The 12,728-nt window shown below is 64.9% G+C and carries 9 protein-coding genes; 6 read left to right on the top strand and 3 right to left on the bottom strand.

Going from position 1 to position 12,728, the window contains the following annotated elements; translation table 11 throughout:
* Window positions 1-102 precede the first annotated feature (102 nt).
* Together AC0L23_RS18270 and AC0L23_RS18265 are read left to right on the top strand one after the other, a co-directional pair.
* Window positions 103-867, top strand: coding sequence for a GntR family transcriptional regulator (locus AC0L23_RS18270; RefSeq protein ID WP_085351340.1), 765 nt, complete (start codon window positions 103-105; stop codon window positions 865-867).
* Between the two features lie 25 nt (window positions 868-892).
* Window positions 893-2,257, top strand: a complete 1,365-nt coding sequence (locus AC0L23_RS18265; protein WP_085351341.1) for an MFS transporter — start codon at window positions 893-895, stop codon at window positions 2,255-2,257.
* Between the two features lie 9 nt (window positions 2,258-2,266).
* Here the strand turns inward: AC0L23_RS18265 and AC0L23_RS18260 are convergent, their stop codons facing one another.
* Window positions 2,267-3,517, bottom strand: a complete 1,251-nt coding sequence (locus AC0L23_RS18260) for an arsenic transporter (RefSeq protein ID WP_085360908.1) — start codon at window positions 3,515-3,517, stop codon at window positions 2,267-2,269.
* A gap of 286 nt (window positions 3,518-3,803) precedes the next feature.
* Window positions 3,804-6,281, bottom strand: a complete 2,478-nt coding sequence (locus AC0L23_RS18255; RefSeq protein ID WP_085351343.1) for a PAS domain S-box protein — start codon at window positions 6,279-6,281, stop codon at window positions 3,804-3,806.
* Between the two features lie 215 nt (window positions 6,282-6,496).
* On the opposite strand from AC0L23_RS18255, the gene AC0L23_RS18250 reads away from it, so the two are divergent.
* From AC0L23_RS18250 to AC0L23_RS18235, 4 genes are all read left to right on the top strand, one after another.
* A complete protein-coding gene (locus AC0L23_RS18250; protein ID WP_018455236.1) occupies window positions 6,497-7,567 on the top strand; it encodes a zinc-binding metallopeptidase family protein in 1,071 nt (356 codons plus the stop codon).
* Window positions 7,568-7,750: 183 nt separating this feature from the next.
* On the top strand, window positions 7,751-9,766 hold the full coding sequence (locus tag AC0L23_RS18245) for an acetyl-CoA carboxylase biotin carboxylase subunit (RefSeq protein ID WP_018455235.1): 2,016 nt from the start codon (window positions 7,751-7,753) through the stop codon (window positions 9,764-9,766).
* Window positions 9,767-9,929: 163 nt separating this feature from the next.
* The gene (locus tag AC0L23_RS18240) at window positions 9,930-10,796 is read left to right on the top strand and encodes an isocitrate lyase/PEP mutase family protein (RefSeq protein ID WP_018455234.1); all 867 of its coding nucleotides are present in this window, start codon (window positions 9,930-9,932) and stop codon (window positions 10,794-10,796) included.
* Window positions 10,793-11,092 carry an acylphosphatase gene (locus AC0L23_RS18235; RefSeq protein ID WP_007603158.1) on the top strand — a complete coding sequence of 100 codons (300 nt, stop codon included), beginning with the start codon at window positions 10,793-10,795 and terminating at the stop codon, window positions 11,090-11,092. Before AC0L23_RS18240 ends, AC0L23_RS18235 begins: the two co-directional genes overlap by 4 nt.
* 8 nt (window positions 11,093-11,100) lie before the next feature.
* On the opposite strand, the gene AC0L23_RS18230 is transcribed toward AC0L23_RS18235, so the two are convergent.
* Window positions 11,101-12,621, bottom strand: a complete 1,521-nt coding sequence (locus AC0L23_RS18230; RefSeq protein WP_085351344.1) for a PAS domain-containing sensor histidine kinase — start codon at window positions 12,619-12,621, stop codon at window positions 11,101-11,103.
* Window positions 12,622-12,728: the final 107 nt, after the last annotated feature.

Genomic DNA, 12,728 nt, shown 5'->3' with positions numbered 1-12,728 from the left:
CGAAGTCTTACGCCCGCTTGTAATATATCACAACATGTTTTAGGGATATCACCAATAAGGCGGCCGCCCTGCAACGACGGCGCGGGCTGAGGGAGAGACGACATGGCAACGCGCAAGCGCGCGCTCGAGGTGGTGAGGAACGACGACGGCGAGGGCAAGCCCTCCCGGCGCAATCGTCTCAACTTCTTCGAGCTGGCCTATCAGAGGATCGAAGAGCTGCTCGTCCATTGCGAGCTCAAGCCCGGCCAATTCATGACGATGCTGGAATTGCAGCACATCACCGGCTTCGGCCGTACGCCGGTTCATCACGCCGTCAATCGTCTCTCCGCCGATACGTTGATCATCATCCGACCGCGCCACGGTCTGCGCATTGCGCCGATCGATCTGGCACGCGAGCGCATGCTGCTGGCCTTGCGCCGCGACATGGAGCGCTTCGTGATCCGGCTTGCGGCCGATCGCGCCAGCCTCTCGCACCGCAATCAGGCGCTGCATATTGAGCGCCTTTTGCGCGAGCGCCGCGCCACTCTGACCCTCGACGAGTTCAACAGTATTGACCGCCGCATCGACGCGCTGGTGCTGGAGGCGGCAGGCGAGCCGTTTCTGGTGCACACGCTACGGCCGTTACACACGCTGTACCGGCGCATCGGCTACATCCACCACCGGTTCATGCCGGGACAGGCCGAACTGTCAGGCACGATCGATCGTCACCTCGCCATTCTCGCCGCGGTCGCCGGCCGCCGCGTCGAGGACGCGGTGAAGGCGAGCGATGCACTGATCGACTACATGGGCGAGATGTTCACCGGCATGGAGGTCGGGATCGACCCGCGCCTGCTCGATTGCAGCATCGAGCCGCTGCTTGGCACGTAAGAAAGTTTTGAAGAGAGGACCAAAGATGTCGACGATGGCGATGCCACAACCGACCGCGAGCGAAGCCGCGGTCCGCTACCTCATCACGAACTACAGTCCCAAGGGCAACAAGGTCGGCTGGCTGATGATGGCCTCGATCCTGGTCGAAGCCTGGGATCTCTATTCGATCGCCTTCGTGCTGATCTTCATCAAGGAGCAGTTCAATCCCGATCCGCTGATGCTGGGCCTGGCCGCGGCCGGTACGCAAGGCGGCGCCCTGATCGGTGCGCTGCTCGGCGGCTGGCTCTCCGACAAGATCGGCCGCCGCGTCATGTTCCTGGTGACGATGGTGCTGTTCATCGTGCTGGCGCTGGCGCAGGCCTTCGTGCCCAATGTGTTCTGGCTCGTCGTGATCCGCTTCTTGCTCGGCGTTCCGCTCGGTTCGGACATCTCGACCGGCTACACCTACATCATGGAATCCATGGCCAAGGGTGAGCGCGAAGTCATGGGCAACCGCTGGCAATTCATGTTCGCGGTCGGTGAGGTCCTGACGATCGGCGTCATCGTGATCTTCCTGCTGCTCGACATCAACCACGAAACGCTATGGCGGGTGACGCTCGGCCTCGGCGCGCTGCCGGCGCTGATCATCCTGATCATGCGGCACGACGTGCCGGAGACGGCGGTCTGGCTGGTGCAGAAGGGACGCTACCGCGAGGCCAAGCAGGTCGCGCGCGAGATGTTCAACGACGACCTCGCCATGCTGCCGGACCATGACGTGGAGGTGCCCAAGGTGTCCACCCGCGACTTCCTCGCCGACCTCAAGAAGGATCCGATCCGCTGGCGCGCCACGATCTACGGCTGGATCGCCTGCTTCGCGCAGGCCAGCGAGTTCTCGACCTTCGCGTTCTACCTGCCGGTGCTCTTCGTGATGGTCGGCGTGTCGAGCGTGCTCGGCATCAATCTGGTGACGATGGCGCTGTTCTCCTTCGCTGCCGTGTCGGGCTGGGTCGGTCCGCTGCTGACCCCGAAAATCGGCCACCGCGGCATCTCGATCGCGGGCTTCTCGATCGTGCTGGTCTCGCTGCTGGTCGCGGCCTTCGCGCTCTACACCGACAACAAGATCCTGCTGCCGTTCGCGGCTGCCGCGATGCTGTGGGGCCATTATTGGGATGCCTCCAACTGCATGACGATCCCGACCATGGTCGCCAAGCCGAAATATCGCGGCACCGCCAGCGGCTTCGCCTACATGTTCGTGAAGCTGCCGTCGTTCCTCGCGATCTTCCTGTTCCCGTCGTTGTTCGCGGCGATTGGGCAGGCGAATGCCACGCTGTTCGTCGCGATCTTCCCGCTGATCGGATTGCTTGCCGCAATCTTCATCCTGCCGGAAGTCTACGGCTACGAGAACGACTGATCTCGCAAGTTACCTGATCGCGGCCGCCAAGGCCGCGATCAGGGCCGGCGGCGTCACGAGCAGTCCGAGCTTGAGGAACGGCCAGGCGCCGACTTCGATCTTCTCCCGCCGCAGCGCCACCAGCCACAGGATGGTGGCGAGCGAACCGGTCACCGACAGATTGGGACCGAGATCGACGCCGATCAGGATGGCGCTCACGACCGGCGCGGGCAAGTGATCGCTGGCGGCGACCGAGCCGGCAACGAGACCGACGGGAAGATTATTGGCGATGTTGTCGGCGACCGCGGTGGCGATGCCGACGCTCCAGGCCGCCTTCGTCACGGATTGTCCGACAGCTTCATGCAGCAGCGCGCTGAGCTGCCCGATCACGCCGGTCTTGATCAGCGCTTCCACCATCACGAACAATCCGCCGACCAGCGGCAGCACGCTCCAGGAGACGCCGCGCAGCACGGGGAGCGGCGATTGCCGGTTGAGCAGCAGCACGATTGCGGCTGTCACCACGCCGCAAACGAAGGTCGGCAGGCCCAATTGCTTGTCCAACGCGGAGGCCGTGACCAGCACGACGCCGATCGCCACGATGCCGATGGCCGTCAGCTTGCCGCCGCAGCCGAGCTTGGGATGCGGCACTCTGCGCGCGATCGTCTCTTCCTTCAGGGCGCGGTGCTGGGTCAGGCGCAGCACGACATAAGTCAGCAGGATCGAGGCCGCCGAGGGCAGGGCGAACAGCCGCAGCCATTCGGTGAGCGCAGGCATGTGGGCGCCGAACACGACGAGATTGGCGGGGTTGGAGATCGGCAGCACGAAGCTCGCGGCATTGGCGATGAAGGCGCAGACGAAGAGATAAGGCAGCGGCTTGGCGCCGGCCGCACGCGTCGCGGCATAGACGGCGGGGGTCAGCACGATCGCGGTGGCGTCGTTCGAGAGCAGGACGGTGACGAGCGTGCCGACAATGTAGATCAGCAGGAACAGCCGCTGCGGCGAGCCGCCGGCATGTTCCACGGCGAGCGCTGCGAGATAGTCGAACAGGCCTTCGAGCCGCGCCAGCTCGGCGATCAGCATCATGCCGATCAGGAAAAGATAGACATCCACGCCTTTCTCGATGCCGGTGAGCGCATCCCGCCAGGGCAGCAGACCGAACAGCACGAGCGCACTGGCGCCGATGATGGCCCAGATCGCCTCCGGCAGGCGAAAGGGCCGGATGATGACGCCTGCGGTCGCGACGACGATGATGCTCCAGGCCCAGATGGCGTTAGACGGCACGTTCGATCCTTGAGATGTGTCGGTTCATTCGGCAGCGATAGCGGAAGCCGATGTCGATGTCTTCCCCCCGCGAGCGCGGACGGCTATCTGCGATTGCCGCGTCTCGGCCCGAGTTTCAGTCCACAATGTTGTTCAAAAGCCCGTTGGGTTGGAGCGGCGCGATAGCGCCGTCATTGCGAGGAGCGCAGCGACGAAGCAATCCAGACTGTTTCCGCGGAAAGATTTTGGATTGTTTCGCTGCGCTCGCAACTACGGAGTTTGTGGCAGCTTCGTGCGACCATAACACTCATCGCGCCATCGACGGCTTTGCCGTGATTGCCTTGCGCAAGATGCGCGACAGCGCTTCGACCGAATACGGCTTCTGGATCAGCTCGAAACCGCGATCGGCGTTCTCGGCGAGAACGTTGCTGTAACCAGAGGTGAGCACGACGGGCAGGCCCGGATAGCGTTCGCGGATGATGCCGGCGAGCTCGACGCCGTTCATGCCGGGCATGATGACGTCGGAGAAAACGAGATCGACGGCGAACTCGTTCTCGCCGAGAATGGCGAGCGCCGCATTGGCGTTGGCGGCGCGGCGGACGACATAGCCGAGGTCTTCCAGCAGCTCGGTGGAGAACCGGCCGACCTCGTCGTCGTCTTCCACCACGAGCACGCGATAGCCGCGCCCGGTGGCCGCGGCCTCATAGGTCAGCGCCGCGGCTTCCTGATCTGTCGCGGGGCTGTGCGCCCGCGGCAGATAGATGGTGAAGGTCGCGCCTTCACCATGGGTGCTCGTCACGGCGATGTCGCCCTCGGACTGCTTTGCGAAGCCGAAGGCCTGGCTCAAGCCGAGGCCGGTGCCCTTGCCGACCTCCTTGGTGGTAAAGAACGGCTCAAAGATGGCTTCGATGTTTTCGGGCGCGATGCCGCTGCCAGTGTCGGCAACGGAGATCGCGACATAGTCGCCGCCGCGCGCCGGTTGCGTGCGGAGGTCGGGGATTCCCTGAACTTTCCGGACCGCAATGGTGAGACGGCCTTCGCCGTCCATGGCGTCGCGGGCGTTGATGGCGAGGTTGATCAGCGCGGTCTCGAATTGCGCGATATCGGCGACCGTGAAGCAGTCGCCATCGTGAACCTCCACCGCAATTTCGATGCGGCCACCGACCAGCGGCCGGACCAGCTGCGCGACCCCTTCAACCTGGCTGCCGACGTTGAAGATCTGCGGTTTCAGCGGCTGCCGGCGCGCAAACGCCAGCAGCTGGGCGGTCAGCTTGGAGGCGCGCTCGACGGTGTCCGAGATAGCATCGACATAACGGCGACGGCGCTCCTCCGGCAGCTCGCGGCGGCGCAGGAAATCGGTGGCCGAGCGGATGATGGTGAGCAGATTGTTGAAGTCGTGCGCGACGCCGCCAGTGAGCTGGCCGATCGCCTCCATCTTCTGCGATTGCCGCAACGCTTCCTCGCCGCGGCGGCGCTCGGTGATGTCGACAGCCTCGGGCACCGCGCCGGTGATGTTGCCGTGGCGGTCGAGCACCGGGCGCATGCCGAACTCGAAATCGCGCTCGCCGATGGGAAGGCGCAGGCGCATCTCCAGCCGCACGGCTTCGCCCTTGAGCACGGTGTCGAAGGCCTCGCGCACCCGCGCGCTCATGCCGTCCGTCGTGCTGAACCAGGGCGTCTGCCACAAGGGCTTTCCGATCACGTCCGCAGGGCTCGCCTTGATGGCGTCGAGCACGGTCGTGTTGGCGTAAAGCAGCTCGCCCCTGAGATTGACGAGGCCCTGATATTGGTTGCTGGTCTCCAGGATCGCGCGCAGCCGCGCCTCGTTGGATTCGAGCTCGGCGGTGCGCTCGGCGATGCGTTCTTCCAGCGTCTCGTTGAGCTGCCGGAGCTCGATCTCGGCCTGCTTGGCCACGGTGATGTCATGGGCAACGCCGATAAAGCCGATATGCCTGCCGGTCGGGTCCCAGCGCGGCTGCGATTCCGAACGCAGCCAGCGCCATTCGCCGGCGGCGTTCTTGTAGCGGGCTTCCAGCACGAACGGTTTGAGTGATGCTTCGCCCTGAACGGATTGCTGTAGCACGTGGGGCAGGTCGTCCGGATGCAGCACCTTGCGCCAGTCGAAGGCAATGGCCTGGTCGTAGGGCAGGCCGACGAAATCGACATAGGCCTGGTTGGCGAAGGACCGTGTGCGGTCGAGTTTGGTGACCCAGATCGGCACCGGGGCGCTGTCGGCGATCAGCCGGAAGCGCTCTTCGCTCTCGCGCAGGGTCTCACGCACCAGCATCTGGTCGGTGACGTCGATATGGGCGCCGACGAGGCGAAGGGCGCGGCCGCCACCGTCCCGCTCGATCTTGGCGACGACGCGGATCCAGCGGGTCTCGCCGTCGCTGGGGCGGATGATGCGGTATTCTGCGGTATAGTCCTCACTGGTGCCGGACAGCGCTTCGATGAAGTGCTTCACCGTAGCGTCCCGGTCGCCGGGATGAATGCGATTGATCCAGTCCTCGTGCGACTCGTCGGCAGCTTCCGGCGGCAGGCCGTGAAGCATCAGATATTCCGGCGAACGGCGGTTCTTGAAGCCTTCGCGGAAATCGACTTCGAGACCGCCGACCTTGCCGATGCGCTGGATGCGCGCAAGTTCGGCTTCGCGCTCCTGGAGCGCGCGATAGGCGTTGTCGCGCTCGCGCGCAACATCTTCCAGGTGCTGGCGCAGCTTTTCGGCGGCGATGGTCTCGGGCAAAGGATCGTTCAAGGCGTTGGCCGTTGTGATGCGAGAGCGCACGTGGCGGACCGATATTCACACAGACGTAGCGCGATGGCCATTGCTCAGAGGGAATATGGAAAGAAAGGCGTCGCCGGATGCAGTATGGTGGGCATGAGCGAACGCCAAGTCTGGCTATTTGTTCCGAACATTGGAACGATGAGCCCGCCGCGCGCGTATCCGCGAGGCGCCACAACTGTCATTCCCAAAAGCTCCCTTTCCGAAGAGGCTAAATCTTGAAGCTTTTTGTCTGCCAGGCCTGCGGCAACGTCCTCTATTTCGAGAACCGCACCTGTGAACGCTGCGGCCATCGGGTCGCGTTCCTGCCGGAGAAGGAGACGATGTCGGCGATCGAGCCCGACGGAGAGGTCTGGGCCACGCTCGCCGACAAGGGCAGCGGACGCATGCCGTGCCGTAATGCCGAATATGATTCCTGCAACTGGCTGACGGATGCAGGTGATACCACCGGCTATTGCCGCGCCTGCCGGCATAACGGCGTCGTGCCGGATCTGTCGGATCAGGCGCAACTCGCCGGCTGGCGCGAGCTGGAGATGGCGAAGCACCGGCTGTTCTATTCCCTGATCCGCTGGAAGCTGCCGCTCCAGACCCGGCAGGACAATCCCGAACATGGCCTGATCTTCAATTTCCTCGCCGACGATCCGCAGAGCGGGCAGAAGGTCCTGACCGGCCACGACAACGGCCTGATCACGATCGCGCTGACCGAGGCCGACGACATCGAGCGCGAGCGGCGCAGGCTGGAGATGGGCGAGCCCTACCGGACGCTGCTCGGGCATTTCCGCCACGAGGTCGGGCACTATTTCTGGGACGTGCTGGTGCGCGACGGCGGCATGCTGGACGAATGCCGCGCCGTGTTCGGCGACGATTCCGCCGATTACGGTCAGGCCTTGCAGCGCCACTATGCCGAAGGCGCCCCGCCGGACTGGCAGCAGAACTACGTTTCTGCCTACGCGACCACGCATCCCTGGGAAGATTTCGCCGAGACCTGGGCGCACTATCTTCACATCGTCGACACTCTGGAGATGGCTAGCGAGTTCGGCATGGAGGTGCGGCCCAAGGTGGACCGCGACGGGGAGTTGACGGCGCGCATCCGCTTCAACCCGTACGAAGCGAGGGACGTCGAGGCCATCGTCAACGCATGGCTGCCCTTCACCTTCGCCATGAACAGCGTCAACCGCGCCATGGGCATGCGCGATCTCTATCCGTTCATCCTCTCGCCGGTCGTTGTCGACAAGCTCGGCTTCATTCACGGCCTGGTCCGGAACGTGGGCAAGGCCGGGAAGCCGTAGGCCGTCCGGGGCCTGTCAGGCCCGTTTCGGTCTTGCTTCGGTCTTGCGCTGGTACGCCAGAGGGGCCGGATTTTGACCGTTGCCTCCAGCCTATTTTGATGTACCACGGGAGCCACACGGCCCCTCCCATAGGCTCCAACGGCCAGGGAAGGGTCCCGCCCAAGGTCGAGACTCAAGAAAAGCATGTTCAAACGCATTCTGATCGCCAATCGCGGCGAAATCGCCTGCCGGGTCATCAAGACCGCTCGCCGCATGGGAGTTCAGACGGTCGCGGTCTATTCCGAGGCCGACCGCGACGCTCTCCATGTCGAGATGGCCGACGAGGCCGTGCTGATCGGCCCGCCGGCTGCGGCCGAGAGTTATCTGGTGATCGAGAAGATCGTGGAGGCCTGCCGCAAGACCGGCGCCGAGGCCGTGCATCCCGGTTACGGCTTCCTGTCCGAGCGCGAGGCGTTTCCGCGCGCGCTGGAGGCGGCCGGCATCGTCTTCATCGGCCCCAACCCGGGCGCGATCGCGGCGATGGGCGACAAGATCGAATCCAAAAGGGCTGCCGCGAAGGCAAAAGTCTCGACCGTGCCCGGCTATCTCGGCGTCATCGAGGACGCTACGCACGCGGTCAAGATCGCTGACGAGATCGGCTATCCCGTGATGATCAAGGCCTCCGCCGGCGGCGGCGGCAAGGGCATGCGCATCGCGCATTCGACCTCCGAGGTCGCCGAAGGGTTCAACCTCGCCAAGGCGGAGGCCAAGGCCTCGTTCGGTGACGACCGGGTCTTCATCGAGAAGTTCATCGTAGATCCCCGCCATATCGAGATCCAGCTGCTCGGCGACAAGCACGGCAACGTGATCTATCTCGGCGAGCGCGAATGCTCGATCCAGCGCCGCAACCAGAAGGTCATCGAGGAAGCGCCGTCGCCGCTGCTCGACGAAGCCACCCGCCGTAAGATGGGCGAGCAGGCGGTCGCACTCGCCAAGGCGGTGAATTACGACTCCGCCGGCACCGTCGAATTCGTCGCGGGGCAGGACAAGAGCTTCTACTTCCTGGAGATGAACACGCGCCTCCAGGTCGAGCATCCTGTCACCGAGCTGGTCACCGGCGTCGACCTCGTCGAGCAGATGCTCCGCGTCGCCGCCGGCGAGAAGCTCGCCATTGCGCAGAAGGACGTCACGCTGACCGGCTGGGCAGTGGAGTCGCGCCTCTACGCGGAGGACCCGTTCCGCAACTTCCTGCCCTCGATCGGGCGCCTGGTGAAATACCGTCCGCCGGCGGAAGCGAGCCAGGACGGCATCACCGTGCGCAACGACACCGGCGTGCAGGAGGGCGGCGAGATCTCGATCCATTACGATCCGATGATCGCCAAGCTCGTCACCCACGCGCCGTCGCGCGCCGCCGCGATCGAGGCGCAGGCCACTGCGCTGGACTCGTTCTATGTGGACGGTATCCGCCACAACATCCCGTTCCTGTCGGCGCTGATGCATCATCCGCGCTGGCGCGAAGGCCGGCTCTCCACCGGCTTCATCGCCGAGGAATTCCCCAAGGGCTTTGCCGTGCGCGTGCCTGAAGGCGAGGTCGCACGGCGGCTCGCTGCGGTCGGCGCCGCCATCGATCACGTGCTCGGCGAGCGCAAGCGGCAGATCTCGGGGCAGATGGGCGGCCGCATCGTGCAGCGCGAGCGTCGCCGTGCGGTCTGGCTCGACCGCCAGGAGATCCTGCTGGAGATCGCGCGCGAGGGCGAGGCGGTCGCGGTGCGTTTCGTCAATGCTGACGGCAAGACCGGCAATGCGCATCTGTTGCAGTCGCCGTGGAAGCCGGGCGATCCTGTCTGGCAGGGCACCATCGACGGGCATGTCGTCGCGGTGCAGGTGCGCCCGATCGCGAACGGTATCCGCCTCGCGCATCAGGGCGTCGAGGTGCCGGTCTATGTCTGGACCGAAGCGGAAGCTGCCTCGGCGCGGCTGATGCCGGTGACCACGGCTGCCGACACCGGCAAGAAGCTGCTTTGTCCGATGCCCGGTCTCGTGGTCTCGATCGCGGTGACCGAAGGGCAGGAGGTCAAGGCCGGCGAGACGCTCGCGGTGGTCGAAGCCATGAAGATGCAGAACGTTCTGCGCGCCGAGCAGGACGGCACGGTGAAGAAGATCCACGCCAGCGCCGGCGCGACGCTCGCGGTGGATGCGCTGATTTTGGAGTTTGCGTAACGTCATTGCGAGGAGCCACCGGGTCCGCGCGAAGCGCGGCCCGATGACAGGCTCCGCGACGAAGCAATCCAGTCTGTCTCTGCGGATGCATTTCTGGATTGCTTCGCTTCGCTCGCAATGACGGAGTATGCTGCGGCCTCCGTGACCTAACCGAGACATCACCATGGCCTTTCGTTCCCGCCGCGAAAAACTGCGATCGATCCTGTCGGGCGGGACGTGCGTCCATCCCGGCTCGGTCTACGACGCTATCTCGATCCGCATCGCCGAGGATCTCGGTTTCCCGCTCGGCATGTTCGGCGGCTCGGTGGCTTCGCTCGCGGTGCTCGGCGACCCCGACATCACGCTGATCACGCTCACGGAACTTGCCGAGCAGATGCGGCGGATGTCGCGTGCTGCAGCGCTTCCGGTGTTGGTCGATGCCGATCACGGCTATGGCAACGCGCTCAACGTGCGTCGCACGGTGCAGGAGCTGGAAACGGCGGGCGCCGCCGGCCTCACCATCGAGGACACGCTGCTGCCGGCTGGCTTCGGCGAAGCGAAGACGCAGCTGATCTCGCTCGAGGAGGGCGTCGGCAAGATGAAGGCGGCACTCGACGGCCGCGGCGACCCCTCGCTCGTCATCATGGGCCGCACCGGTGCGGCCTCGATCACCTCGATCGAGGATGCGATCCGCCGCGCCAGAGCTTATGAGGCTACCGGCGTCGACGCGCTGTTCTTCACCGGCATCAAGTCGCGCGCCGAGCTCGAGGCCATCGTGTCTGCGACGCGCCTGCCGATCGTGCTCGGCGGCGCGCCGGAGGAGTTGAACGTGCTCGAATACCTCGCTGGCCAGCGCGTGCGCATCGCGCTTCAGGGCCACGCGCCGATCGCGGCCGCAACGCAGGCCGTCTACGAGACGCAGAAGGCGCTACGCGACGGCACTGCGCCGAAGAATCTCAAAGGTCTCCCATCGTCGGACTTGACCAGCCGCGTCACGCGGGAGGCCGACGTCAAGGCGCGGAGCGCCGATGTCCTCGGACTGAAACAATGAGCCGGGCGATCCTCCAGGTCATGATCCGCGGCCGCGTGCAGGGGGTAGGCTACCGGGCCTGGCTCGAGTATCAGGCGACGACGTGCGGTCTCGAAGGCTGGGTCCGCAACCGCCGTGACGGCAGCGTCGAAGCGCTGTTCGCGGGGCCGCCGAAGCACGTCGCGGACATGGTTGCGCTGTGCCGCCACGGCCCGCCGTCCTCGCGCGTCGACAGCGTCACCAGCGAGACGGCCGACGTCGATGAACTGAACTTGCGCCGAGCAGGCGAGGCGTTTTCGGTGTTGCCGACGGTGTAGCTAAAGAATCACCGCGGCAGCTTGGCGATCGCTTCGCTCAATTCGTGGATCTCGTAGGGCTTGCGCAGGATCGGGAAATCGCCGCGCACGCCTGCGGCGACTTCGCTGTAGCCGGTGGCGAGCAGAATCGGCAGGCCGGGGCGGATCTGGCGGAGGTGATGGGCGAGGCTGAGCCCGTCCATCTTGCCGGGCATGACGATATCCGAGAACACGAAGTCGACGCCGTTCTTCTCGATCTCGCTCAAGGCGGCTTCGGCGTCCGCGACCCGGCGCACCTGATAGCCGAGCTGCTCCAGAAGGCCGATGCTGACGGCGGCGACGTCCGGATTGTCCTCGACCAGCAGCACCGTGCCGCTGCCTTGGAACGCCGGTTCTCCCGCCGCCTCACGCGATGGCTCGTCTTCTCCGCGCGGCAGCAGGATGGTGAAGGTCGTGCCCTTGCCGAGCGCGCTCGCGACCCGGACCGTGCCGCCGGCCTGATGGGCGAAGCCGTGCACCTGGGAGAGACCGAGGCCAGTGCCTTTTCCGATCGCCTTGGTCGTGAAGAACGGCTCGAAGATCTTGTCGAGAACGTCGGAGGGAATGCCGAGGCCGGTATCGGTGACGTCGATCGCGATGAATTCGCCCACGAGGGGGTCCTCGTCGAGCACGAGATTGCGCGCTGCGATCGTCACCGTGCCTCCGTCGGGCATCGCGTCGCGGGCATTGATGACAAGGTTGAGCAGCGCGGTCTCGAGCTCGGAAACGTCGGTCCTGATCGGCCAGACGTCGTCGCTGACGTCGAAAGCCAGGCGCACGGAGCTGCCGACGCCGGCATCGAGTACCTCGCGGATCGCCGCGATGCGGTCGGCGAAGTCGATCGCCTGCGGATTGACGCTCTGCCGCCGCGCGAAGGTGAGGAGCTGGTTGGTTAGCGCGGCGCCGCGCCTGGTAGCGGTCTCGATGGCCGAGATCGCGCGCTGAAGCTTGGCTTCGTCGTCGGCCCCTCGTTTCAGCATGTGGAGGCTGCCGCTGATGATCATCAGGAGGTTGTTGAAATCGTGGGCGACCCCGCCGGTGAGCTGGCCGAGCGCGTCGAATTTCTGGGATTCGGCGAGCTGCTTCTGCATCGCCTCGAGCTTGAGCTGGGTATTGCGCCGCTCGGTGATGTCGCGCGTGATCTTGGCGAAGCCGACCAGCTCGCCGGCCTCGTAGATCGGATCGATCACGACGCTGGCCCAGAAGAAGGTGCCGTCCTTGCGGACGCGCCAGCCTTCCTCCTCGTAGCGGCCCTTTTCCCGCGCGATGCCGAGCGCACGGGCGGGCTTGCCGTTGGCGCGGTCCGTCTCGGTGTAGAACCGGGAAAAGTGTTGGCCGAGGATCTCCCCGGGTGAATAGCCCTTGATGCGCTCGCCGCCAATGTTCCAGCTGGTGATTCTCCCGGTGGGATCCAGCATGTAGAGTGCGTAGTCCGCAACTCCTTCAACTAACAGGCGGAAACTGCGTTCGCTTTCGAACAAATCCCTCTGCTGACTAGACTTCTCGACCATTCGCGGACCCTGCCTCAACGGGGGCAAACGCAGTAGGTGGCGGATTGTTCCCGGAGGTTGGAACATTTTTAGGCAACATTGCGCGTCCGTATGCAGGACGCAAGCCA

The sequence above is a fragment of the Bradyrhizobium sp. MI1.4 genome (genome assembly GCF_055811315.1).
This window is presented reverse-complemented; position numbering and strand designations above follow the sequence as displayed.